This window comes from Haloarcula pelagica (assembly GCF_030127105.1).
In the GTDB taxonomy this organism is placed as follows: domain Archaea; phylum Halobacteriota; class Halobacteria; order Halobacteriales; family Haloarculaceae; genus Haloarcula; species Haloarcula pelagica.
This window is the reverse complement of sequence record NZ_CP126162.1, coordinates 36,906-61,375: the sequence shown is the minus strand read 5'-3', so window position 1 is coordinate 61,375 and position 24,470 is coordinate 36,906. Positions and strand designations below refer to the sequence as shown.

Genomic DNA, 24,470 nt, shown 5'->3' with positions numbered 1-24,470 from the left:
GTGACGACACTCTCGAACCACGTTCCCGACCCGCGGCTCATCACGGCGTTCTCCGAACGGCGAGACGGACCGTTGCACCGCGTCAATCCCTGGACGAAGGTCGGCGTCGTCGGCGCACTCGTCCTCGCCGTGACGGTGTTCGACCGGCTCGCACTCCTCGCCGGCCTCTACGGGACCGTCCTCGTCGTCTATGGACTCGCGGGGCTGCCCTTCCGACGGCTCGCTGGCTGGTACACGCTCCCGATGCTGTTCATCGTCTCGGTCGCCGGCCCGCTGGCGTTTCTCGAACCGGGAACGCCAGTCGGTGGCGCGCTCTCGACACCGCTCGGTGAACTTTCTGTCACGTGGGCCGGACTCGTCCTCTTCGGGGAGCTCAGCTGTCGATCACTCACAGTCGTCACGTTCACGCTGACGGCCTCGATGACGACCAAATACACCGATGTCGCGTACATGCTCGGGCGGTTGCTCCCACGGCCGATCGACCAGATCGCGCTGCTCACCTACCGGTTCACGTTCGTCATGATCGAGACGCTCGAGGACCTCGTGAAAGCCGCACTCTCCCGCGGCGCGAACTTCTCGGAGTTCTGGTCGAACAAACGGCTGTACGCCAGAATCCTTGGCATGACGATGTTATCCGCGATCGAGCAGTCAGAACGGCTCGTCAAGTCCATGGAAGCCCGTGGCTACAACGGCGATATCACACTGTACGGCGACGTTTCGCGGCCACCGATCCACGAGCTATGCATCGTAGTCGGTTCGTACGTCGCGGTCGTCGGCTATGCGGCGGTCGCGGTCTACGGGGTGGGCCTATGAGTCGAGACGACTCGCCGCTGGTCGACCTCCAGTGTGAGGCCCACACCTACCCCGACGGGACGGTCGGCATGCACGATGTCGACTTCTCGGTGTACCCCGAGGAAGTCGTCGCGCTTGTCGGTGGCAACGGCGCCGGGAAGTCGACGTTACTGGAGCACCTCAATGCCACGCTCGTCCCCGACGACGGCGGTCTCGTCGTCGACGGCACGCCGATCACCGAAGACAACAAAGCACACGCACGGAAGGAAGTCGGCTTCGTCTTCCAGGACGCCGATACGCAACTCGTCGCACCCACGGTCCTCGACGACGTGATGTTCGGCCTCCAGAACTACGGCGTCCCCGGTGACGAAGCGAGAGAGCGGGCTCGCGAGGCGCTTGCGACAGTGGACGCGAGCCACCTCGAAGACCGAATCCCCCACTACCTGAGCGGCGGCGAGAAACGCCTCGTCGGCCTCGCCGGCGTGCTCGTCCTCGAACCGAGCGTCGTCGTGCTGGACGAACCACTCGCCGGGCTCGACCCCGAACGGTCCCAACTGGTCGCCGACCGGATCGAGCAGATTCACGAGGACGGTATCAGCGTCGTCCTGTCGACGCACGACCTCGAATTCGCCGCCGAAGTTGCAGACCGAGTCTGTGTGATGGCCGACGGCAACGTCGTCGGGAACGGGACGCCCCGAGAGGTGTTCTACGACGACGCGCTGTTGGCGGACGCGAACCTTCACCCACCGAGCCCAGTTCGTGTGGCTCGCGACGCCGGACTGGGGACGACTACACAACCAGTGACTGAAGCGGACCTCGTGTCGCTCCTCAGGGAAGCCAACGATCCGGAAACCGTACAGACAGCGTCACCTGATGGCAGCGGAAACGACTGACTACCTTCCTCGGTACCTCGCGCCGCTTCCCCGGCAGCTTGAGACCGTCGCGGTTGCGATACGCGTGGGTGATCGTCGCGACGGGACCTTGCTGACTTGCGGATCGTCACAACAGGCGGTATCACCCACCCGGAGCCGCCGTTCGGCCGCGGCCTGTGCCTCGATGACTCCGGCTGCTGAAAGCCGGATTCCCTCTGCCCAGAGTCGGGAGTGTTCGCTGTCGATACCGTGCAGTCTGTCGTCGGTCTGCGTCGTGTCGTCAGACAGGGTGGTTCTGAGATCCTGAAAGACCTCATCTTCGGACAGGAGCAACAATCGAAGCGGGACAAACCACCGGTGAGCCGACGGCCGTCGGCGTCTGTGTTGTCTCCACCCGTCGCAGTCTATCCATTCGGCCTTGTCCAGCGCTGGTGTTCTTTCCATCCCTTGCGGTCCATCTAGCCGACACCGTCCGGCGTCTGCCTCGTTTCCACCGTTGATCCGGCCGGCTGCCCAGGCCACGTCCTGTTGGACAGAAAGGGCGAGTCCGCTCGTGTGCTGTCGGCCGTCGCCTCGGCGACCCCTCCCGAACGGAGTGAGGGATGTCGGCGAGCGACCGCGAGCGGACGGGGGATTTCGAAGACTGCTGGGCCGACTCGACGTTCATCTCCCTCCCATCCCTCCTCCTACGGAGTCGGCCATGCCTGGCGTCCTCGAACGACGCCAGCGGATCGTCTTCCGCGTGGACGACGATTGTGGGGACGGCGAGCGTTTCGAGCGGGTACTCGTCGTAGCGGTCGATCATCGATCTGTTCGTCACGGACTCGTCGGCGAGAAGCCCAGGGACACGAGGTTCGACGGGGAGGAGCGTCTCGAGTAGTTCCGTGACGCGCCGCCGTGCCACAGGTGGGGCTGTGTCGTATTCGGTACGGTCGATCCCGAACAGTCTGTACAGAACCCACGGCGCATGGTTTATCAGGGCCCAGAATACGGGGTCTCGCAGAATCGCGTGCGGTGGTCCCGACGGACCCTCGACAGGATGTTCGCTCGGTACGGCGGAGCCGATCAGTACCAGGCCGTGAGTCCTGTCGGGATAGTCCAGCCCGAACCTGATTGCCGGCGGACCGCAGGACGACGTTCCAACGACGGCCCGCTAGCTCGTACATGCTCGACAGTGCCAGAGGCGGGCGTCTTCCTCGCCGAACACCTAATGTTAATCTAATGATATTCGATACCCCATATCAACTCACTTATCAACCGCAACGGCGGCGGGATGATCACGCTCCCAAAGGACAAAATCGAACTGTGTAGCCTCGTCGACGAGAACGGCGACCCAGACACCGACATCCAGTTCCTGATTACGATGGAGGCACCCGGTACCTGGACCGTACAGGTCATTGATCAGAATCGCGTCAGGACCGCCTTCCAGGCGAACCTCGACGATGCGCCGGTTCGGGGTCGGCTCTGGCGCCCAGAGCCGGCGCTGAGTAGCCGGTCCACGAACTGTTCGTCAGTCCTGCTGCAAACCTCTTCGCACGAGTTCCTCACTTCATCGAGAGAGCCCACTCAGAACGGTGACCGAGACAGCGTAGTGCTTGATCAAAGCACCCGGGTCAGTTCGTGAACCCCGTCTGCGACCGCAGTCATGGTTGCGTCATCCACCTGCGCTACGCGCTTGGTGATTTCTTGCTGTGGAAAGACGTGCAACGACCACGGACTCACGTAACTCGGGTACGTTTTCAGCTCACCGTCAATGAGTGATTCGACAGTCAGTTCGACCGCCTGCGCCCGCTTTGTCGACGTGATGACCGCAACTGTATACCGGTCGCCGAAGAACGGTCGGTTTCGGTTCGAGACGACGAGATACGGTCGGACTCCGCTTTTGAACGTCGCTGGCGCGAGGACGACACTGCCCTGTGCGTAGGCCATCCTACGCGTTCTCTCCCAGATCCGGCGCGTCGTCGACCCACTCCTCATCGTCACCGTAGGCGTCATCGCCGTATTCGGCCTCGATCTGCTGGAGGCTCACCACGTTTGCTATCTCCGACGCTGCGACATCCTCGGCGACCGCCCAGTAAGAATCGACCTTCCGAACGAGGCCCTTCTCTTGGAGTCGGGAGAGGGTCTTGTGGACGCTGGAATGCGGGACATCGGTTAGTTCGGTCAGTTCCTTCGGACTGAACCCCATGTCGGGATGATCAAGCAACACGGTGAGCAGTTCGTGAGCGTTCGTGCCGGGTTTGATCGGCGGCGTCTCCCCGCCGCTCGAATCGATTCTGATCGGCATTGATGTCTGTCTATGTCAGTATTTGTCTGAGAGTGTCATAACAGTTGGTGTCGTCGGAATCTGCCTGCGGCCTTTCACCTTGGCCCGATACCGCCAATCAAAATCGAGGCTACCGTCCGCACTCACGCGAACCCGGTCGAAACGTATGCGTCGACGACGCCTTCGAACCCACACGTCTGGGCGGGACAGGTGATCGCGAGGCCCTCGACGGCGCCGACTCGCTGGCCGCGCAGGATGCCCGTACAGATCGGCCGCTCACAGTCCGGACACCGAACGGCCTCGAGTGTGACCGGTCGGTCTTCGCGAAGGCACTCCTTGCAGCCCCCGTACATCGGAACGACGGCGGTGATCCGGACGATCCGGAACTCGGAGTCCTCGTTCCCCGCGCCACAGGCTGGCGCTGCCTCACCGTAGGCGGTCGCCTGTGGATCCGGGAAGTGGTAGGCCTGCCCCTCGCTCCGGCTGACGACGACCCAGGGCACCTGCTGGGTGAGGACCTCGACGATTTTAGCTCCGATGCAGTCAGATACTAGTCCACCAAGCAAGTTAAAGCCGATCTCGACGAGCATGATCGAGAACAGCTCTACGCCGACTGTCAGTACTCACAGCACGAAGCCGCAGAATACCTTCGAGAGAAGAGCGATTGTATTCTAGAGGCCGTCCCGGACCCGGATACGACCCCGTTCGAACAACGCCACTACGGAGGGTTTGTACATATCACCGGGAGAAAAGGGTCGACGTTCAACGAGATACTGGAATCCCTCTCTCCGGATTCAGGCCGATTCGATAACGAACCATCGACACCTGGCCTCGTTGCGGAGGGACCAGAGGCTAAACGAGCTAAGCAGGAGTTTCTCACCGATGCCAGGGTCGTAATCTGATAAGCGACCTTCTGTCCTTGACGATTCCCCGTCAGCAGTTTCAACGGTGACGACGTGACCGACATGAGCTCTCTATTCAGCATGATGTTTCTATCAGTTCCTGAGCGTCCCAGTATAGACGGATGTCGGAGTCTGCCACGAAGCAAGTGCGATAGCTGGTCTATAGCTCCGGCTGATCGACGACGACCTCGCCACAGCGAGGACAGAGCAGGCGCTCGCGATGGACGGCATCGTCCATGATCCAGTCCCCGTCGATGGGGCTGGCGTGCTCACAGGTCGGACAGAACAGCGTGGTCTTGCTGAACTGCTCGTCGGGATCTCGTGTGGTAGACATCGCGAGGCTCATGCGTCGGGGGAGTGGTTGTGCCCGAGCGCGGCACAGACGATGTTCAGGACGACCAGGCCACCAACCAGGAGCGGCTGGCTCGTGACGACGTTCGTCGCGAGCGTGCCTGCGATGATCAGTGGGAGTGGGATCGTCGCCCAGAAAGCGATGCCCTGGCAGACCGAGACGATCGTCTCGACGATCGTCGCCAGGAGTGCCTGGAGGTTCGATGCGACGGCGGGCGTGGGATGGAGGGATCGGCAGTGGACATGACTGGGTCGCGTACTTGATCCATGCACTGGCACCCCCATATAAAGCGCAGACTATCAGTGTGGATTCGGCTCGCTTTACTGTTTACCCGGTGGTTTTACGATCTTTTATCGAGTGGAGAAACCGATCTAAAACCGATTAAAAATGCACGAGAGATTTTAGAACCGCGAGAAAACCGATAGAATGGGAGTGTGGTATGTTTCGTCGTGAGGTAGTCAACCCGTCGGTGTCGGCAGGCCGAATATGTTAATTAACAGCATTCGTATCCGTGGCTTTTGGTTAAGCTGTTGGAGGACCGTTACCCAGCAGGGATCAAATACGCGATGCAATACGGCAACGCAGCCGGGGAGACACGTGTTGGCCTGGCCAGGGTCCTGGCGGGATCGTGGCGCTCCTCACACGCCTATGCCGGTGCCGTCCTCACACCGTCGTGAGCTTGCTGTCGTTCGAAGGCGGAGCAGGAAACGGACTCTCGGGGCGAAGCCGTCGTAGAGCGGACGAGCGGGAATCACCCGATCTGGGCGTCGCGGAAACGGAGGTACCCGGCCGTGACGGGGATGAAGAGCCAGGCTAGCAGGACGAGAATCGGGAGCCAGACGGACGCAAACGGATCGGTACCGAAGAACTGGCCCTCAACGGTAGCCCGGTAGGCGGCGTTCGCGGCACGGTTGGGCGGGAATAGTCCGATCAGCTGTATCCACGCCGGCTCGCTGCCAGCGGCCATCAGACCCAGTTCGACGGCGCCGTACTGGACAGCGCCCTGGATGAGGTTCCACAGCGCGACCAGGATCATGTAGGCACCGACGGCGACGGCGGTAGCACGACTGTCGCTCGTACTGCCGGCGGAGATACCGACGCCGACAGCGACGAACGCCACGCTCATCAGCCCGAGAAAACCGATAAATACTGCTACCGAGCCGACAGTGCCGCCCAGAGTCGTGAGGACAACCAGACCCGTCGCGAGCCCGCCGACGAGCGTCGCGCCGAGCATCAGGGCCGTCCGGCCGAGGAGCTTCCCGACGAGAACGTCCCGGCGCGACGGCGGCAAGCTCAACAGTACCCGGAGCGAGCCCGACTCCCGCTCGGCGGTGACTGCTCCCTTGGCGAGGATGAGCGCGACGATGGGAAGCACCGTCACGGCGAGCTGGAACGAAAGGCCGAAGACCTCACTGGCCGTCATGTCGCTAGTCGTTGCGAGGAGTCCCGTGATCCCGGCCGTCGACAGCAGAACGACCGCGGTGACAGTCCACAGCATCTTCGATCGGCCGGCGTCGGCCAGGTCCTTCCGAGCGATGGCGCGGACGCTCATCACGCGACACCTTCGGGGACGCCCGGCTCGGCGTGACTGTCCGTGGTGTCTTCACCAGTGTAGCTGGCGAACATCTCCTCGAGCGAGGACTCCTCGATGCGCACGTCGGTGACCGTCGCTACCTCACGGACCCGGTCGATGAACCGGAGTTTGGCCGCCGGTTCGAGACAGGTTCCCCGAACAGTGCCGTCGACCACGTCGACGTCGCGGACCTCCGGGAGGTTGTCCAGATTGCACTCGGGCTCGCGGTCCACCCAGAGCGTCACCTGTGCTCCGGTGTCGAGTTGCTGTCTGAGCCGGTCGATACTGTCGACTGCGACGAGCGCTCCCTTGTTCATGATCCCGACCCGATCGGCGACGGCTTCGACCTGTTCGAGGATATGACTCGAAAAAAACACGGTCGCGCCGCGCTCGTTTTCCGCGCGGATGAGCTCTCTGAGTTCCCGTGCGCCATTGGGGTCGAGACCACTGGTCGGTTCGTCGAGGATGAGCAGGTCAGGTGCCCCGACCAGCGCCATCGCCAGGGCGAGTCGCTGGCTCATCCCTGTCGAGTATTCCCCAGCCGGCCGGTTCGCGTCTTCCCGGGAGAGTCCGACCCGGTCGAGTAGGGCGCCAGGGTCGTCGTCAGCGTCTTTCAGTTCTGCCGCGAGTTTCACATGTCGCCGACCGCTGAGTCTGTCGTACAGTCCGTAGTTCTCGGGCACGACCCCAATCCGGTTGTGGAGCGTCTCGCGGTCGTCGGCGACATCCAGTCCGAACATCGAGGCCGATCCACTCGTCGGTTTCACGAAGTCCAAAAGCACGTTGATGGTCGTAGACTTTCCGGCCCCGTTCGGGCCCAAAAAGCCGAAAATCTCGCCCGATTCGACGGTCAGGTCGACAGTATCGACAGCGGTCACGTCACCGAAGCGTCTGGTCAATCCGTTCAATTCGATCGCCGGGTCTGTCATCGTACAGTGTTACCGACAATAGGGAACATGTTAAACCGAGAATTAGTGTCTCCGGGTCTGAAACTCTGCTCTCACATTCGACCTCGGCGGCACTGGTCGTTCCAGTGACTCACTCGACGACCGGAAAATTTCCTCGGCGGTGTCTTATTCCTGCCAGTACCGCATGTCTGACCCGTCGGCGAGGAGATCCGCGTCCGCGGTGATTCACGCGTTCGTCGCTTCGTCTTCGTTGAGGCCCCACGCGAACATGACGGTCTCCGAGTCCGTGTCGGGTCTCACCTCCTCGAAGACTGGCCCGAGGATGATCGTACCCTCCAGGCCAACGTCCCACGGACACTGAAGCCCTCGGGTGAATGCTACAGGGCTGTCGAGGGTACGAAGGGTGAACTCGGGATCTATATCCGCGCAGACGGGACCGACACTCCCGCACGGTTCAAGATCCGGAGGCCGTCGTTCTCGAACCTGTCGGCGCTCTCCGCGATGGCCACCGGCGAGTCCGTCGCTGACCTCGTCGCGACGCTGGGGAGTCTCGATACCATCATGGGTGAGGTCGATCGGTGACGATGGGAGAGGCTAGTAGTATAGCCAGCCCCCGTCAGCGGTATCGACAGATGTAGTGGAATCGTTTCAGTGGGGTGGTACCCAACACGGGAGTATGAGTCACCTGCTCCCACAGAAACCACACGTTGACCGCCCAGATCCGGACTCCCGGGTCGTCACTCTCGATGACGAGGATGCCGACGAAATATTTGCCACGCTGGGATCAGATATCAGCCGAGCCGTGCTGGCAGAACTGCATCGAAACCCAGCGACGCAATCGGAACTTGCGGAACGTGTCGACACCTCCATCCAGAACGTCGGCTATCACGTCGAGCAACTTCTCGGGGCGGGCCTCGTAACAGTCGTCGATCAGTGGTACTCGCAAAAGGGGGTCGAGATGGACGTCTTCGCTCCTGCTGAGGTCCCGCTGGTCCTGGTCGCCGGCGGTCACGAACGGACCGTCACTGTCCAGAACAACACCTCTTCTTCCAAGGTAGACGGCTTGGCAAACGGCGACGACTGAGGCCGGCTCTCGTAGTGAAAGAGCAGGACTCCAAGCCCGCCCCAGGCTCTCGAACGCCTGCAAGGAGCAGTATTGATATCTTCTTCCGTCCTCAGGTGGAGGAATCCCGACCGCGTTTGGGATCTAACTCAGTCACCAGAAGCCGATGGCCGCGCCCCGATCGAGGAGTGGCCTGTACCGGCACCGTCAAAAGTTACCGTGAGTCCATCGACTGTCATCTCTAGAGCAAGCGATTCAAAGTTCGTTTTGAAGACGGTCCGATGATGACCATCGCCATCGTACTGCATCTCCGTCTCGACGAGGCCTGCCTCTTGGAGGGAATTCAACCGTCGATACACCGTCGCCCGAGAGGCACCACACTCGACTGCGATGTCACGTGCGGGCTTGGCCTCTGTACTGATCGTTTCCAGGATTTGCTGTGCGTATGCTGCGTTGAGTCGTGTGAGGATCTCGCCCGATGGAAGCGTGTCGGTTTCCCCCGCCGAATCCTCGGTGGTTGTCGTATGTGTGGCTGACATTGCCGTGCTCTGGATATGACCGTCTCACGGCACCATCCCAAATCTGCTGTCAACTGACGTTGTCTCGTAACGGATCCGCTGGCTAGTAGTATTGTGTTGGGACCTATTGACACGTGTTGCCGGGTAGCTGTCACTGCCACTGTCCGGTGTTGCGGTCAGTGAAACACGGAGTGGGGACTTAGATGCGGGGCGAACCGATCAGAACAACTGTATGCGGATTCGTCGCCCCTCCGACCGGAGTCGCCACCTCACAAGTCCGCTGCGAGTATCGACTTCCGACAGCGTGAGTCACCATCACCGGTCGAGTAAAAAAAGGAGTCCAGCGAGATGACCGGCGGCCAGTGTCCGGACTCGGCGGCTACTCCCGCACCTGACGGGGGAGCCGAACCGGCTACCCAGCGGGAGGCACACACTACCGACAGCCTCTCGAAGCAGAACTGGTTACTCGAAACCGACACCAGCGACTCCCATCACGATAGACAGGTACTCGTCGTGGGAGACACTGTTGTTGGGCTCACACTCACCCGGTTGCTTCGACGGCGAGGCTATGATCCACTACTCGTGCGCCAGTCTAGCGGATCCATCAGGTCGCGGGCGACGTTTCTCTCACACCCAGCGTGCCAGGTACTGGACTCGCTCGCAATCGACACAGCCGCGTCTGAACAGGGGCTGCCAGTCAAGCGTGTCTCGTTCGAACAGGCTAGCACCTCTGCGGAACCGTCGTCTGTCGGCTCGGTGCCCAACGGTCGAAGCGATCCGGGTGCAGTTGTCGTGGATACGCAGTGGCTCACAGACGCCCTCGAAGCAACGCTTCCGGAGCGACAGCGAAGCACGGATCGCGCTCTGGCCACGCTTTCGCCACGAGACGATGGATTGGAAGTCGCGTTCGAGGACGGTATCACCGAGTGGTTCGACGTGCTCGTCGATACCACTCTGGATGGTGTGGCGAATCGTCTGGTATGCACGGAGAAGCCAGACCCAGCGACGCTGGCACAGTACGAAGCGGTGATCGACACGCAGACAGTCGACTCGCCACAGATTCGGGAGGTCTGGGCTTCGAACTCGGTCGCACAACGACTCCCCGTCGCTGGCGGCGAAGAAACACTCGTCCGTCTCACGATCCCCCGGACAACGGTCGATTCGACTTCGCATACTGAAGTTTTCCACACCCTGACTGACGCGGGCGTCTCTGGCATCGGGATCGACATGCCCCCAGAGGATGCGTGGGAGTCGACGAAGGTTCGACAATGTGTCGACTGTGGAGAGAGCGGCCGGACAAGGTGGGGCGCCGATCGAATAGTGTCTTGTGGTACAGCTGCCTATCCAGCGGCGCCAGCGACCGGGTTTTCACTTTGGTTCGGCATCGAGGGGGGTCTCAGATTTCTCTCCGAACTGACGCGCGAGAACCGTTCAGTGTCGGCTGTGATCGATGCGTACACGCGCCAGCGTCACCAGCGGCTTGGGGCGCTTCGACGGACAGTCCGGGAAGAGAGGGACGACCACGCGTACCCTACTCTGGAATCGGCGCCGAAGGTACTGGAGCGGGTGGCTGAACTCCGACAGCTGACCCTGGGTTCGTTCCTCGATAGTCGGCTACAGGCGATCCAGTCGGAAGGAGCCATCCCCGCTGACCGGTCCCGGTAGTCAGTCGCTCTCGTCAAATAGCAGTTCGAACGTCTGTTGCTCTGCGAGTCGGAGGTGTTTGTTGAACGTCGGCTGTGTGATATCCAGCCGGGTAGCGACCTCACTCCCATCGTGTTCACGGGGCCACTCGAAGTACCCCGCAGAGAGTGCTGTTCGGACCACTTCGAGTTGCCGGTCGGTGAGCGCTGTTTGGACCTGCTCGTTCAGTTCGGACGGTGTCCGGTCCCGGCGCTGGTGCTGACGCTGGGCAGTGAGTGCAAGCGACGGGGCAACGTCCCGAATCCGTTCGACAAACGAGCGGACACCTGCTTCCTGTGGGACCTCGACGAGGATAGTCGTCTCACCGGGCTCGGCGACAGCCTCACGGAGAATACCCCCGTACTCGGCGACCGGGGAGCCGAACCAGTCAGTCGTCTGCGCCTCGACCAGGGTCGATTCCGACCCATCAGTGACGACGTCGACTGCACCCGGGAGTAACTGTTCGGCGATATCGACCACATCGGTCGGGACATCGCCTTCAAAACTGAAATACAGGGTCGTGGACCCCTCCTGCCCAGCAGCAGTCCGTTCGAGCCTGACGCGACAGTCCGCTTCAGCCGCCGCCTGCGCGAACGGGAGTGTCCCGCCCTCACCGCGGAACTCCAGTTCGACGGTCTCGTCGGACTCGAGGGCTCGGCGGCGCTCGATCGCTGCCAGCGCGTTCCCGATGGTGGCACCGAGTTGGGAGAGGACCTCGCGTTCGCGCTCGCCGAACTCGTTGGGTGACTCGGAGCCTACAGTCAACACGCCACGGGTGATGTCGTCGTAGGTCAGCGGGACCGCACAGAGTGACTGGTACCCCTCGGAGAGACCGATCCGTCGCCAGTCGTCTGCTGGCCCGTCGCCGACGAGCGAGTTCTCGACATGCAGGTGTTCGCTCGTCCAGGTATCGACTGCGGGATGTGGGTCCACAGTCTCTCCTGCCGTCGTCAGATCCATTGACTCGACGTATTGAGCCGTCGTCCCGACGATAGCGCGGGGGGCGAGACGATCGGACCCGGCGTCGACGCCGCCGATCCACGCCAGATCGTACGGACCCGTATCGGCGAGGCGCTCACAGACGGCCCGTTCCACGTCGGCACTGCTCGACGCTTCGGTGATTGCTGCTTCGACCTGCTGTGTGAGGCGAGCGATGCGGTCCAGCCGCTCGGCCCGCTCTGTCTGTGTCTGCAGTTCCTCCTCTCGAGCGGCGAGCCGTCGCTGGCCTTCGAGATGATTGAGTGCTGCCTCCAGCGTCGCGGCGAGGACGTGGGCAGCCTGAACCGACTCCGAACCTAACGACCCGTCGAGAGTTCCGACGAGGAGGGTGCCGTGGCTTCCGAGCGAGAGCGCGCGCCAGGCCGAAAGATCCGTCAGCCCTGTCGTGGGTCCGGATTCGGCTTGTCCGCTGTGAGGGTCCCGTATCTGTTCACCCCCGTCGGATGTGACACTGGTGCCTGCCGCGAACCCCTCCCAGAGTGGGCTCTCGCCCGGACCGATGGGCTCGTTCTCCATGTCCGACGGGAACTGACCGGCCAGCACCTCCGGTCTGAGGACCCCCTCATCGTCGTCGTACAGGAAGGCCCCAACAGCAGGGAGATTGAGCGTCTCGGCAGCCGCCTCGACGGCTATCCGGGTCGCCGCTTCGGGTGTGTCCGCTGTGGCGAGGTCATCGGTTGCATCATCGAACGATGCGATACGCCGCTCTCGCTGTTTTCGCTCGGTGACCTCCCGGCTGACGATTACGAGCCGTGTCTGACCATCATCCCACTCGGTCGGATAGTAGTCCGACTTGACCCAACGGGTCGCTCCATCGTGTCGCTTGATTCGATACTCTCTGGAGTACCTCTCGGCCGCCGTTCCCGCTCGAATATCCGTGACGATGTCCTCGACAAACTGCCGGTAGGCGTCTGCGTCCTGTGGGTGGAGCGTGCTGAAAAACCCCTCGTCGTACGCCTCGCTGAGTTCCTCGAGAGACTGTCCCCAAATATCCTCGTAGCCGGAACTCACGTACTCAGGGGCCTGTGATCCGGAGGTGATCGCCTCGGCACGCGTGATGAGGGTCGCTTCGTCGATCCGATCGAGGACCGCACGGAGTCGCCGTTCGCTCCGGCGTCGGCCCGTGATGTCCCGGTTGAGTGAAACGTACCGCTGTTCCCCACTAAGTTCGATACTCGTCCCTTTCACATCTAGCCAGCGGAGCTCCCCCTCGCTGGTCTCGACGGCCCACTCGGTCTGTCTGGGCCCGTCAGCGTCGAGGACCGTCTCGACGAACTCCTTCGCGCGGTCCATAGTATAGCCCTGGTCGGCCGGGCTGAATCCAGTAACTCCCATCTCCAGTATCTCCTCGCGGTCGTAGCCCAGCATGTCACAGAACGTCTCGTTGACGTCGACGAGCTCTGTCGTTTCAGGATCGTGGACCGTGATCGAATCGGTGACACCGTTGAAGATCTGTTCGTACTCGCGCTCCCGACGCTTTCGCTCGGTAATGTCCTCTACTCGGCCGACGACGCGGTCGACATCGCCACGCTCGTTTGTGATCGGGAATCGGGTGACGGTGACCCACCGCGTCTCACCGTCCCGGTCGATGCGGTACTGGCCTTCGTACGTGTCCTGTGGCTCGCCGGCAGCCACATCGTCGATCAGTCGCTGGATATCGGCCTCGTATCTCGCGCGGTCGTCCGGGTGGGCGATGTTGATGAACGATGTCGGCTCTTCGTAGATCTCCTCGACGGGCCGTCCGTAGATCTCTTCGTACACAGGGTTGATGTACAGCATCTCGGAGAAATCAGCCGTCGTGAGATAGACGATTTCGTCGATATGTTCGGCGATGAGACGGAATCGACGCTCACTTTCGCGGCGTTCCTGAGCCTGCTGAACTCGATCGAGTGCCGTCGTCGCGTGTCGGGCGAGAATCCGCGCGGCATCGAGCGTGACTGCGTCGATCTGGTCGGGTCCCGGCGTTGCTGCGGCAACGAGCCCGTGACCGTCGAGCGGGATGAGAACTGTCTCTGCGGATTGCTCCTCGCTGGGACCCGTATCAGGTTCGATCACGCGTAGCGCTTCGTCCTGATACGCATCGTACGGAACCGAACCCGGCTCGATCACACCGGACCGGTCCAATCCTGCTGTGAGACCACGCTCTGAACCGCTACGCACGACCGGGGTCAGTTCGGAGCCGTCCTCCGTCGCACGCCAGCAGGTCGGCGCCGTCAGATCGAGAACGTCCCTGATGGCATCCGTGGTGGCCTCGTATACGGCCTGTGTCGTCTCGGCAGTCTGGACAGCTTCGGTCGACTCGTGGAGGGAGCGGACCATGCGCTCACGCCGTTTTCGTTCCGTGACATCGGTGTACCAGACGTACGCATCGGCGACGCCGCTCTCGGCCTGGCCAGCGTCGAAGTGAATTACGTTGAACAGAAACTCGCGGATTCCACTCGCTGTCTGCCGTGGTGCGGTCGCGTCGACACGATCACCGCTTGCTGCTTGCCGTCGAAAGCGGTCGAAGTCGTCGTGTACGTCTTCAGGAACGAGCTTCTCGGCGACAGTCGACCCGACGACCTCCTCGGCAGCGAACCCGAAGACCGCCTCGAAAGCGGGATTGACCTCTCTGATGATCGGTTCGTCGTCCTCGTCGAACCGAACCCGGACGACTGGGTCGGGATTGTTCTCGAACAGTATCGAGCGGCGGTCCCGTTCCTGTTCGAGTCGCCGCTCGTATTCAGTGCGTTCAGTCACGTCCCGTGAAAGGGCGAGGACACGGTCCTCCCCCGCAATGGTGGCTGGCGCCAGATTCGTCTCTAACCGTCGCTGCTCCCCGGCAGCAGTTTCGATCGTCCACTCGACGGTCTCGGCGTCTCCGGTCGCCGCGATACGTTGCTGGCGTTCGTAGGGTGTTCCCGTCCCGAAGCCAGCATCGGACACGCTGAGTCCGCTGATACCCATCTCCAGCAGCGTCGCACGGCTGTATCCCGTCAGCTCGGTCATCGTCTGGTTAACGTCAACGATCCGTTCGTTCCAGGGGTCGTGGACGGTAATGACGTCGTTGACGTTGTCAAACACCTGCTGGTACTTCCGTTCCTCTCGGCGACGTTCAGTGATATCCACCGACGTGGTTAGCACTACTTTACGGCCACCGACGTGGACTGTCCGCACGCGCGCTTCTGTCCACCGTACCCCACCCTCGGCGGTTTGAACTGGCCACTCGATCTCGATTTCCTCGTCCTGCTCCGTAACGCTCGAGACAACCTGCGTTATCCACTCGTGGTCGTATCCGGGGAGATCAGCGGTGAACGTACCGATTCCCTTCGACTCTATCTCCGCCCGGTCCTGGCCAAGTAGTTCAACGAGTGTTTCGTTGGCGTGGAGCATCTCACCCGTGTCCGGATCGTGGAGAATGGCGACGCCCCCGACGTTATCGAAGATCTCTCGTGCGCTCGTCTGTGCGTGTTCACGTTCGACCACGGTACACAGGCGGTCTCGCAGTACACTCGGAGCCGTCTCGGCCAGTCCGCGCGGAAGCCATTCTGTTGCGCCGACCGACAATACGTCTCCGATGAACTTCTCGTCGTGGCTCTCTCCGAGGACGACGACGGGCGTAGTCGGCTGGTCAGTTCTCCATTGCTGCACGATATCGACGATCTCGTTCTCTCCCAAGTCACTGCTTATGACCAGGCAATCAGTCTCCGAGGCTGACCCTCCCGATGGAGTCCCCGTCTCGAGTGAGAGCCCAGCCCCCCGTACCAGTGCCGACCGAAGCTCGTTGTCTGGATCTTCCCCCACAAGCAGGAAAGAAAACGAGCGAGAGCTGCCTGCAAACATAGCTCCTATCTGAAGTTCAAACCCCGTAAATTGATGGTATGATGTCAGCAGGCCGTCCAGCCTACCCAGCATCCGAGTGGGTGCGTACTCACGTAATAACTGGAACGACCGTTGGCTGGTTTCGTCCGAACTGATCGCTGGCCGCTCTCAGTCGCCTGTCTCGTTCACCACCGTGATATTGGATTCGTTGCGTTCGATAGCGACAGATTCGGAGGTCTCAGACACGTTCCGAACGTCGAGTGAACTATTTTCATCGGCCATCGTGATATTCGATCGGTCGAGTTGGATTTCGACCCACGAATCGACGATCGATTCTGCGTCGAGGTCGACGGTTACCATCACCGAACTGCCGTTCCCGTCGGGACGCCGAAGTTCGATATCGACGTAGCCGTCGGCGGTCGGTTCCGTGACACTCGCGTCTAACGTCGTCGCATCCAGATGTGCCCGGACGTTGTAACTCGTCTGTGGATCGTTCACGACGAGACGCTCGATCAACTTCCGGTCGTCCCGTTCTAGCGACCCGGCTTCATCGGCGAAGTTCAACCGAACCTCGTCCACGTCCGGTCGGGCGGTCTGTGCCGTCATCGTCTCGTTGGTGCCGTTGACCGTTCCGCGGACGAACGGGAGACAGTCGTCGGCGGGTCGAACACGGACGCCGGCGATATCGAGCGGCGCTTGGCGTGCCGTCGTCTCGTAGTACTGATTGACCTGCACTTCGAGGTGAGTATACTCGTCGAGGCCTGCACGAGTGTGGGTCGCGTCGACGACGCGTTCAGCGAGTCGCTGGCGGCCGACTTTCTCGACGACCGTGCCGTCGTGGTGGGAGACGAGCGTCACTGTCACGTCTCCGACCTGGTGGGTGGTGCTCGTGCGATTGGGGGTATCGAGGCGGAGGCCCCCACCGCACGTGCGCTGTGCCCGCTGGAGGGTGAACTCGCTGTTGTTGGCTACGCGAACCGTTTCGGTGGCCTGTTGCTGGTCCGTGTCCAGCTGGACGGTTGTCGTGTCGTTATCAGGGCCGTCAGCGGGGCCAGCGGAGGAACTGGCACCTGCGATGACAGCAGCACCACTGGCCGCAAACAGAACCATCGCGATACCGAACGCGTACGCCGCGAGTCTGTAATCACGTTGCATCCTGCTCACTCCGTTCATGTCGATCGTGTTGTATCATTGTGTTCTCCGGCACCAGCCGGGCGGGGACCGATCTGGCGGCCGCGGGTCCCTCGCAAACGGACCCGCAGCCCTCTGCAACTGGTCGTCCCGACTGCTGTGCTTGTGGGTTATACGAAAACCCTTGTAATTCACCGTTGGAAACGGCCGTGAAACACGTCTGAAACGCGTTTCACCGCTGTTTCACGCCCTGGAAACCATCAGATTCTTACTGCCGATATTACCAGTCTCAACCATGCCCGTGGTCCCCTCCTCCCGACTAGTGCTCGTCCTGTCACTGGTCGTCCTCGGCAGCAGCATAGGCGTGTTCGGCAGTGTCACCGGACTCGTACCCGACGAGTCACATCGGCTGACGATCGAGGACGGTGCCCTCGTCACCTCAGCTGGTGGCGGACAACCACAGGTGTTAGTCGAGGACGTTCGCACGGTCTCTCGGATCGAGGTCCGCCGAACAAACGGCTACCACGTCGTTCGAGCGATCGACCGTGAGCCGCCAGCCGTGCCGAGGGAAACCCGTCTGCAAGCGCAGCAGATCGTCTCGTCTGCCGAAACTGTCGGGGCGGACATCCCGCCACCGAATACCGCTACATACGCTGTCCGTCCGATTCCTGCAGGCCTCTCCAGTGACCGCGCGGCGGTCGTCGGTGCGACACCGAACGCCTCACTACGGACAGCACTGGCCGCTAACGCATCCGCGTTCACCGTCCGGCAGCAAGACGACACGATCGTCTTCGAACGACACGAGTCTTGGTGGAGTCCCGACCGCGTACTCGTCGTCGTGACACCGGCCGACTCCAAAGCGCAGTACAGTGTCGTGGTCGACCTCCCGACAACGACCGTCGAATCGCTCGTTCGACTCGACAGGGGTGACCGATGAACCCGGACCGAGCACTCGGGCGGCAGCCTGCTGTACAGGGGTACGTTCAGCAGGCGCTCTCGCGTGCTGCCGGCCGTCCCGTAACACGGATACGACCGCAGTGGGAGTCATTTTCGGCGAGTATGGGTGCATACCGATGACACAGTTCGGCCCGCGTTCCGAACTGCTCGCGGCTGCGATTCTCGTAACCGCGACAGCGGTTCTCGTCGCACAGTTTCTGACTGCGACACCAACCGTAGTTGCAGGCGCCGACGGAAGCACACGGCTTGGGGCTGCTGGCTGGCAGTTCTCGCTCCGTGATACCGTTGCGATCACCCTTGCAGCCGCCGGCGCCGGAGCCAGTGTGACGACACTGCTCTACGAGGACTCGACACCAGCACCCACAGCAGAGACGAACCCAGGAGACTCGTCTGTTGAGCGGTCTACCGGAGGCTCCAGCGACGAGCTACTACAGGCCCGTCGGAACGAGTGGGAGTCCGTCTCGGAGCGACTCGCGGACAACGAGGCGGTGGTATATCAAACGGTGCTCGATGCGGATGGTGTCCGTCCACAGAGCGAGGTTGTCGAGCAGACCGATCTCTCGAAAGCAACCGTCAGTCGCACACTCGATAGCCTAGAGGCAAGAGAGCTCGTCGAGCGCAAACGCAGAGGGATGGGCAACGTAGTGTTTCTCACGTGATGACCGTCAGATCGCTAATTCGCCCGTACGTGACTGTTGGCGTGTTGGAGATGTCGGCATAAATGTAAAAATGTAGTATTATTTGAGAATCACTGCAGATAGTAGATGGCGGACGTGGACGATGGAGCCTGGTCAGTCGCTCCCCTCCGCTACTGCAGTTTTCTCCCCGTCGATGAAGGCGCGTACCTCGGCTGTGATGCGGTCCGGTGCTTCTGTTGGACCACCGTGGCCGATGCCCCCGAACTCGACGAACTGGTTGTCCGGGAGCGCTTCGCCAACCGCACGGACGCCGTCTCGAAGGTGGGGTGGTCCCTCAGTACCGGTCAGCAGGAGTGTTGGCGCGTCGATCTCCAGTGATTCGGGGAGGCGGTACTGTTCGATGGCGCGGTTGATGCGCGCGATATTTTCGGTGAGAGCAACGATGTCCGGCCATGGTGGCCACTCGGCGAGCCACCCGTCGAGGTCATCGATGTCGCCACCATGCATGACCTCGCGAACGTAGAATTTCATGGCCTCGCGGCGGTCCCCGTCATCGATTCGCTTCTGCATCTGTGATGCGAGGCCGGCCTGTTGTCTGTACTCACCGACGAGGACTGCCGGTTCGTATGCGACGAGTTTTGCGACGGATGCAGTTCGGGCGGCCTCGATCGCCAACAGACCACCGAACGAGTGGCCGAATAAGACCGGTGTTCCATCGACTGCATCGATGACTGCACGAACGTCCGCAACTCCACGTTCAAGGCTATATTCTGCAGAGTCGTCACTTTCCCCGACGCCCCGTCGATGGGGGACAATGACAGTATAGTCTTCGGCGAACCGAGGAACCACAGGCTTCCAGTACTGAGGGGCAGATCCACCATGCAGGAGGATTAGCGGCGGTCCCTCTCCGTGTCGTTCAAACGCGATACGCGTTCCATCTGCTGACGTGACAGTCTGCATTGTACGTCTCTTGATTCAGGCGTGAACGGCGAAGGCCTGTCTCTCAGTTATCCGGCAGTTTAAGTGAGGGTGATATTGGAGGGGCTCAGGGTTTGCTATGTTCCCAACAACCTCGATGAGCCGACGGGAGTCTCCCAGTCACCTGCCGGCCAACCTCTGAGTGTGATCGGGATAGTTTGAGCCAGTCTCAGTAAGGCGGTTCACTCTGGAAGTGGCGGCCACGTTGTCGCTACTGTCTCCTCGATGAGTTGGGCCTGGGCACGACGCAAGCGTTCGGAGGCCGATGATGCGGAGATGTCCAACTCGTCTGCGATCTGTTCAAGCGATGCCCGCCGGGGGATGTCGAAATGGCCCAGTTCGTAGGCCGTCCGGAGCGCCTCTTGCTGGTGGTCGGTCAACCCATTCCCAGGCGCTTCGGACTCTCCATCACGAGTAAGGCGTGATAACTGAAAATCGGCGTTCTGTTGCCAGAACGCCGAGAATTCACTGAACGCGTCCCGGGTGGCAAACCAACCTGTCTGTCGCCATCCCTCCGGGAATACCTCAATCCGTTCGATGATCGCGTCTGCCCTGGCAAGCGCTTCGAGACCAGCAAGGTCATCAATCTGCTCGCCGAGTTGGTCCTCGAAACTGAGCGCCGGGACAACCTGATACCGACGCGTATCACCCGCCTGTCCAATGAGCGTCCATTCACCGACATCATAGGCGTCGGTAAGAGCCTTCGCAACCGGTTGATGTGACTCGTTCGTCACGGTCACGAGAAACAGCGGACGTTCCCCATGGTTGAATTGCAGTTCGAGGAGTATCGTTGCCGCAGGTACTGTTGCGGCGACTTCGACAAGCGGGAGCGCGTCGCAGTAGATTTCGAATTCAGCGAGGAGCCTCATGCGCGCTGATGTCCGTCGATAGTATTGGTGATGTCGAACGCTTCCGGTGGAATAGAGTGGTCCATCGGCCTACACCGCCAGGAACCCCAAGGTTGAGAGTTGCCAGCAGTACACCAACCCCAGCCCCGCAAGTACCGTCTGGTGGATACGTGCAGCCAGTGACCAGTAGCGGTACCACCATGCCAACAAGGCACCGGCAGTCGTCCCGAGTGTCAACATCACGATGAGAGACGGGAGGAAGAGTGCGATCTGCATCGGCAGCGGTCGCGTGAACAGTGTGAGATTCCCGCCGGTCTGCAAGACAACCATGAAGAGCACGACGAAACCGAGAGAGACACTACTCAAACCGACACTCGCTGCGCGGGCAAGCCACGAGGCACTCGTCAGCCGGCGATTGACACCGTTGGTGACTCCACTTCGGTTTGGCTGTCCGTGTTGCTGTCCGGTTCGTTGGTGAGCGCTGTGCTGGTCTGTCATTCGGAGTCCCCCTTATCTGTTTCGTCGTCTGACCGCTGCTGTGTCCACTGTTTCCAAGCAGTATGTCCGCCCCAGCCAGCGAGCGAGAGGCCGAACCCGGATACTGCGGTCCCGAGTACACCACCTGTGACGAGTTGGCGTCCGTGGAACGGAACAGGCTGGTAGACGCCAGTGGGTTCGCGATTCATATTCAGCACGTCTACTTCGTGATCTGTGACCTCGAAGGCTAACACGTCGTGGCCGCCGACCTCCTCGTACACGTACGGGTCTGTCTCCACCCACTCTCGGCCATCACCTTCGAGAGTCGTTGTGCGCAGGCGGCCATTGGCCGCTGGCTCAACAGTCAACTGTTCGAGAAAATCAACGACCTGGAGTGGCCCCCTCTGTGGGAGGGAGGTGAGGCTGTACTCGCCGGCAACGGTTTCGGCGCGCTCCTGACCGCCCGGTCTCGATGTCGGAGTCGGTGTGGTCGGTGCCTGTTGGAGCTCGTACTCCGCGACGATCTCGTCAACGACGGCTTTCGGCAGTTCGTCCGGGTTGCTGTTGTAGGCGACGAAGATCCCGACGTCGTGGTCTGGGGCGAGCAACAGGTAGCTCGTGTAGTTGATCGTCGCACCAGAGTGGCCGATGAGGTTGGCGTCGGGCGTCCCATACTCGTGGAACCCGTACCGCCAATTCGTCACTGCCGGGTGACGGACGTGGTGACGGCTGTGCATCGTCTCGGCGGTCTCAGCGTCGAGAATCCGAGCGTCATCGACTGCGCCGTCACCGAGGTGGGCCTGCATGAACGCGGCCATGTCCGTGGCCGTCGCGCTCAGCGAGCCCGCGGGACGCATATTGATGTAGACATCGTCAGCTGCCAGAAACGAGTCGGTATCGCGGATGTGTGGCGCAGCGAGGTCGCCGGGCTGGTCAGACGGAACCGGCTGGAGGAACGTGCTGTGGGTCATCCCGAGCGGATCGAAAATTCGCGACTGAACGTACTCCTCGAACGTCGTGTCGTAGGCTTCGGCGACGACGTGGCCAGCGAGCGCCGCGCCGTAGTTCGAGTACCCGACGAGCTCCCCAGGCGGGCGGATACGCGAGGGCTGCTGGTTCGTGAGTAACGTCTCCAGCGAGTCGAGAGTATCCGGGTCTGCGACGATGTCGGGATCGAGCGTGGATTCGAACCCGGCGGTGTGCGTGCCGAGATGTCGGAGTGTCACGGAATCGTCGTACGTGTCCGGGATCGTAACTCGTGAGTCGCTGAGATACGTGTTGACGTCGGTATCGAGGTCGAGTACACCGTCTTCGACGCCTTTCATGACGGCGGTATAGGTCAGGAGTTTGCCGACTGACCCGACTCTGAACACTGTCTCGGCGGCTCGAACTGGAACAGCAGTCTCGACGTCGGCAGCGCCGTATCCCTTGGTGAGGACAGGTGCGTCTCCCGAGACGATGGCGACAGTAGCTCCGGGCGTCGTCGTCCCGATCCGGTCAGCCATCACGTCGTCGACGAACGCTTCGAGTTCTTCTGAGTTCGTGAACGGGGCCTCGCCTGGCTGTGCGTCGGCACTCTTCGAGGCTGTCGTGGCGCTCGTTCGACTGGTAGTGGTCCCGGTGACAACGAGCCCGAGGCCACCGACGCCGGCGAGGAACGACCGTCTCGTACTCTTGTCCCTGCTTTCGTCTGCTGTCGAGAATCGTGGTTGTGTCATTAATCGGAACCGGTGTGGGTGAGGTGGGTGTCTTGCTTGGCAGTGCGGTCGCGGTTTCGCCAGCGTGTCCACAGAAACACGACGACGTACCCGGCAAGGACTGCAACTATGAGCGGAACACCGCGAGATGGACTCCATAGGCCTGTCGCAGTCTGTTCGACAGTCAGTAGACTCGGGACACCGGGGGCTTCTGCGGCACCGATGCCGAAGATGTTCATGAGCGCGTAGTTCACGCCAAAGTGCAGGCCCATCGGGAGTGCAAGTTCCTCGGTACGGAGGTATGCGACGCCGAATAAGCCGCCGAGTAACCCGGTCTTCACGAAGACGAGGCCGACGTTGGCGTCCGCGAGGATTGCCCCCGGGAGGTGGACGAGTGCGAACACGAGTGTGCTTGCGACCACTGCAATGCCGATTGCCACAGGGCGGCTGATACCGCGAGCTGTGAGCCCCTCGACGGCGTTCGTGATGAACGAGCCACGGTAGATGAACTCCTCGTAGAACGCGACGCCGACGAACGCAGCGAAGAAGACGAGTAGCCACCCGAGTAGTCCTGGGTCTGGGACGAGTGTGCTGCTGGTCACTCGCAAGGAACCGGTGGTTTGAGCGATGACGACAGCCAGCGCAACGATGAGAACGCCGAACACAGTGCCGACGACGAGATCTTGCCACCAGTCGCGGGATACGCGGTACCCATACTCGTGCACTGGTCGCTGGTCGAGATACCGCGCGGAGATACCGATGACACCCAGCATCACGAGGGTCGTCCCGCCGAAGGCGGCCACCATCATCCCACCGCGATGCAGGTCGAACGAGAGCGCGGCTACACCTACGAGGCGCAACGCCAGGAAGCCAACGACGATAGGGACGAGGATGCTCCAGATGGGGCGCACGCGGCTGCGCTGTTGGCTCCAGACGAGCGAGTAAAGCCGGGAGTCCGTCTTAGCCATCCGCCACCTCCGGCGTGGCGGCCGAATTCGGAGACACTGTCTCGGCCGCGTCGTATCGATGCGTCTGTTGGAGACCGTACATGCTGGCTTCGTACGTTGTGAGCGGGTCGTGGTTGCGTCGGTGCCTGAGCGACGGGTCGGTCGGTTGCGTGTTCATGGATGATTACCTCGGAATAACGTCGATGGTGGTGACGAGACCGAAGAACGCAGTCGACACGTCCTCGACTGGAAGGCCCGCCTGCTCGACGGTCGACAGCGGATCGTGAGTCAATCGACAGCCGGTCTTCTCGTAGTGGGATTCGGCGCGCCAGTCCTGGAACCGTGCAAGTGGGGCGGCGTCACTGCGTCTGTGTTCGAGGAGCAGGATTTCCCCGTCAGGTGTGCAGACCCGATCCATCTCGTGGAGGGCGGCAATCGGATCGGGGAACGTGCACGTGGAAAACGACGAGATGACGGTGTCGAAGCTGTCGTCAGGGAAGTCGAGTGCCTGGGCGTCCATCTGCTGGACGGTGCCTTCCAAATCGAGCCTGCCGAGTTCATTCCGGGCGTGGACGAGCATCTCCTCGCTGATGTCGATACCGACGACTTCGCTCGCCGATGTGAGGGAGCGGAAGTTCCGTCCGGTACCGCAGGCAACGTCGAGGACTCGCCCCCTCGCGTGCGTAAATTGCCGTCGACGATACCGACCGGCGAAGAACTGGTCGAGCTGTCGCCACCGGGCGAGTTTATCCGCCACGTCTGCATACGCGTCGGCGATCTCGTCGGCCGATTTCGAGCCCCGTTGTGCCGACTTGTGTCGATCGGTCTCCGTGCTGTGTGTTCGATACTGTGGGCCTGTCGCGTCGTGGGAGTTGCTCGATTGCATGAGTTGCGTTGACCGCGATTAGGCGTCGAGTCAGCGACACCGATAAATATATCGGATATTTTATAATTTATCGGATCTCCTTCAAAACTCGAGTTGAGGAGACTGCAGCGATTCTCCGCTTCTAAGACCGATAATATCGAAGCGGGCCGACTAGCGACATCGTCTGGTCAACGCTAATTTCG

24 protein-coding genes and 2 pseudogenes are annotated in these 24,470 nt (G+C 61.4%); 10 read left to right on the top strand and 16 right to left on the bottom strand.

Annotated elements, in window-relative coordinates; genetic code table 11:
• The 4 genes from P1L40_RS19025 to P1L40_RS23745 all read left to right on the top strand — a co-directional run bounded on the left by P1L40_RS19025 (nt 1) and on the right by P1L40_RS23745 (nt 3,288).
• A complete protein-coding gene (locus P1L40_RS19025; RefSeq protein ID WP_284011384.1) occupies nt 1–813 on the top strand; it encodes an energy-coupling factor transporter transmembrane component T family protein in 813 nt (270 codons plus the stop codon).
• The gene (locus P1L40_RS19020) at nt 810–1,685 is read left to right on the top strand and encodes an energy-coupling factor ABC transporter ATP-binding protein (protein WP_284011383.1); all 876 of its coding nucleotides are present in this window, start codon (nt 810–812) and stop codon (nt 1,683–1,685) included. Before P1L40_RS19025 ends, P1L40_RS19020 begins: the two co-directional genes overlap by 4 nt.
• Before the next feature lie 679 nt (nt 1,686–2,364).
• Nucleotides 2,365–2,544 (top strand): hypothetical protein, encoded by a 180-nt coding sequence (locus P1L40_RS19015; protein ID WP_284011382.1) that lies wholly within the window; start codon nt 2,365–2,367, stop codon nt 2,542–2,544.
• A 351-nt stretch (nt 2,545–2,895) separates the two neighbouring features.
• The gene (locus tag P1L40_RS23745; RefSeq protein ID WP_465260812.1) at nt 2,896–3,288 is read left to right on the top strand and encodes a DUF8053 family protein; all 393 of its coding nucleotides are present in this window, start codon (nt 2,896–2,898) and stop codon (nt 3,286–3,288) included.
• Here P1L40_RS23745 and P1L40_RS19010 read toward each other — a convergent pair.
• The 3 genes from P1L40_RS19010 to P1L40_RS19000 form a co-directional block, all read right to left on the bottom strand.
• Nucleotides 3,264–3,593: a type II toxin-antitoxin system PemK/MazF family toxin gene (locus tag P1L40_RS19010; RefSeq protein ID WP_284011381.1), complete on the bottom strand. Its 330-nt coding sequence runs from the start codon at nt 3,591–3,593 to the stop codon at nt 3,264–3,266. The genes P1L40_RS23745 and P1L40_RS19010 overlap by 25 nt on opposite strands.
• A 1-nt stretch (nt 3,594) precedes the next feature.
• Nucleotides 3,595–3,951 (bottom strand): MarR family transcriptional regulator, encoded by a 357-nt coding sequence (locus tag P1L40_RS19005; RefSeq protein ID WP_284011380.1) that lies wholly within the window; start codon nt 3,949–3,951, stop codon nt 3,595–3,597.
• Between the two features lie 122 nt (nt 3,952–4,073).
• Complete coding sequence (locus tag P1L40_RS19000; RefSeq protein WP_284011379.1) at nt 4,074–4,520, bottom strand: hypothetical protein; 447 nt, start codon at nt 4,518–4,520, stop codon at nt 4,074–4,076.
• A 24-nt stretch (nt 4,521–4,544) separates the two neighbouring features.
• Here P1L40_RS19000 and P1L40_RS23425 point away from each other — a divergent pair.
• A pseudogene (locus P1L40_RS23425) lies at nt 4,545–4,832 on the top strand (hypothetical protein); the annotation flags it as partial.
• Between the two features lie 160 nt (nt 4,833–4,992).
• Here the strand turns inward: P1L40_RS23425 and P1L40_RS18995 are convergent.
• The 4 genes from P1L40_RS18995 to P1L40_RS18980 form a co-directional block, all read right to left on the bottom strand.
• Nucleotides 4,993–5,166 carry a DUF8106 domain-containing protein gene (locus P1L40_RS18995; RefSeq protein ID WP_284011378.1) on the bottom strand — a complete coding sequence of 58 codons (174 nt, stop codon included), beginning with the start codon at nt 5,164–5,166 and terminating at the stop codon, nt 4,993–4,995.
• 8 nt (nt 5,167–5,174) lie between these two features.
• Nucleotides 5,175–5,456, bottom strand: coding sequence for a DUF8028 family protein (locus P1L40_RS18990; protein ID WP_284011377.1), 282 nt, complete (start codon nt 5,454–5,456; stop codon nt 5,175–5,177).
• Between the two features lie 479 nt (nt 5,457–5,935).
• Nucleotides 5,936–6,736 (bottom strand): ABC transporter permease, encoded by an 801-nt coding sequence (locus P1L40_RS18985; RefSeq protein WP_284011376.1) that lies wholly within the window; start codon nt 6,734–6,736, stop codon nt 5,936–5,938.
• The gene (locus P1L40_RS18980; protein WP_284011375.1) at nt 6,736–7,686 is read right to left on the bottom strand and encodes an ABC transporter ATP-binding protein; all 951 of its coding nucleotides are present in this window, start codon (nt 7,684–7,686) and stop codon (nt 6,736–6,738) included. The genes P1L40_RS18985 and P1L40_RS18980 overlap by 1 nt, the downstream gene beginning before the upstream one ends.
• 279 nt (nt 7,687–7,965) lie before the next feature.
• On the opposite strand from P1L40_RS18980, the pseudogene P1L40_RS18975 reads away from it, so the two are divergent.
• Nucleotides 7,966–8,247: pseudogene (locus P1L40_RS18975) on the top strand (NADH-quinone oxidoreductase subunit D-related protein); the annotation flags it as partial.
• Nucleotides 8,248–8,341: 94 nt separating this feature from the next.
• The gene (locus tag P1L40_RS18970) at nt 8,342–8,749 is read left to right on the top strand and encodes an ArsR/SmtB family transcription factor (protein ID WP_284011374.1); all 408 of its coding nucleotides are present in this window, start codon (nt 8,342–8,344) and stop codon (nt 8,747–8,749) included.
• 128 nt (nt 8,750–8,877) lie between these two features.
• Here the strand turns inward: P1L40_RS18970 and P1L40_RS18965 are convergent, their stop codons facing one another.
• Nucleotides 8,878–9,267: an ArsR/SmtB family transcription factor gene (locus tag P1L40_RS18965; RefSeq protein ID WP_284011373.1), complete on the bottom strand. Its 390-nt coding sequence runs from the start codon at nt 9,265–9,267 to the stop codon at nt 8,878–8,880.
• Between the two features lie 327 nt (nt 9,268–9,594).
• Between P1L40_RS18965 and P1L40_RS18960 the strand changes: the two genes are divergently transcribed.
• On the top strand, nt 9,595–10,911 hold the full coding sequence (locus P1L40_RS18960; protein WP_284011372.1) for an FAD-dependent monooxygenase family protein: 1,317 nt from the start codon (nt 9,595–9,597) through the stop codon (nt 10,909–10,911).
• Here the strand turns inward: P1L40_RS18960 and P1L40_RS18955 are convergent, their stop codons facing one another.
• Together P1L40_RS18955 and P1L40_RS18950 are read right to left on the bottom strand one after the other, a co-directional pair.
• Nucleotides 10,912–15,393, bottom strand: a complete 4,482-nt coding sequence (locus P1L40_RS18955; RefSeq protein WP_284011371.1) for a PAS domain S-box protein — start codon at nt 15,391–15,393, stop codon at nt 10,912–10,914.
• A gap of 504 nt (nt 15,394–15,897) precedes the next feature.
• Complete coding sequence (locus P1L40_RS18950; RefSeq protein ID WP_284011370.1) at nt 15,898–16,884, bottom strand: hypothetical protein; 987 nt, start codon at nt 16,882–16,884, stop codon at nt 15,898–15,900.
• 271 nt (nt 16,885–17,155) lie between these two features.
• On the opposite strand from P1L40_RS18950, the gene P1L40_RS18945 reads away from it, so the two are divergent.
• Together P1L40_RS18945 and P1L40_RS18940 are read left to right on the top strand one after the other, a co-directional pair.
• Entirely contained in the window at nt 17,156–17,797 is a 642-nt protein-coding gene (locus tag P1L40_RS18945; RefSeq protein ID WP_284011369.1) for a hypothetical protein, read from the top strand.
• 136 nt (nt 17,798–17,933) lie between these two features.
• A complete protein-coding gene (locus P1L40_RS18940; protein ID WP_284011368.1) occupies nt 17,934–18,476 on the top strand; it encodes a helix-turn-helix transcriptional regulator in 543 nt (180 codons plus the stop codon).
• A 132-nt stretch (nt 18,477–18,608) separates the two neighbouring features.
• Here the strand turns inward: P1L40_RS18940 and P1L40_RS18935 are convergent, their stop codons facing one another.
• From P1L40_RS18935 to P1L40_RS18910, 6 genes are all read right to left on the bottom strand, one after another.
• Nucleotides 18,609–19,415, bottom strand: coding sequence for an alpha/beta fold hydrolase (locus tag P1L40_RS18935; protein WP_284011367.1), 807 nt, complete (start codon nt 19,413–19,415; stop codon nt 18,609–18,611).
• Between the two features lie 200 nt (nt 19,416–19,615).
• Nucleotides 19,616–20,302, bottom strand: coding sequence for a helix-turn-helix domain-containing protein (locus P1L40_RS18930; RefSeq protein WP_284011348.1), 687 nt, complete (start codon nt 20,300–20,302; stop codon nt 19,616–19,618).
• 69 nt (nt 20,303–20,371) lie between these two features.
• A complete protein-coding gene (locus P1L40_RS18925) occupies nt 20,372–20,611 on the bottom strand; it encodes a hypothetical protein (RefSeq protein WP_284011347.1) in 240 nt (79 codons plus the stop codon).
• Between the two features lie 164 nt (nt 20,612–20,775).
• Complete coding sequence (locus P1L40_RS18920; protein WP_284011366.1) at nt 20,776–22,548, bottom strand: serine hydrolase domain-containing protein; 1,773 nt, start codon at nt 22,546–22,548, stop codon at nt 20,776–20,778.
• Nucleotides 22,476–23,423 (bottom strand): CPBP family intramembrane glutamic endopeptidase, encoded by a 948-nt coding sequence (locus P1L40_RS18915; protein WP_284011365.1) that lies wholly within the window; start codon nt 23,421–23,423, stop codon nt 22,476–22,478. Before P1L40_RS18915 ends, P1L40_RS18920 begins: the two co-directional genes overlap by 73 nt.
• Nucleotides 23,424–23,586: 163 nt before the next feature.
• Complete coding sequence (locus tag P1L40_RS18910; RefSeq protein WP_284011364.1) at nt 23,587–24,288, bottom strand: class I SAM-dependent methyltransferase; 702 nt, start codon at nt 24,286–24,288, stop codon at nt 23,587–23,589.
• Nucleotides 24,289–24,470 lie beyond the last annotated feature (182 nt).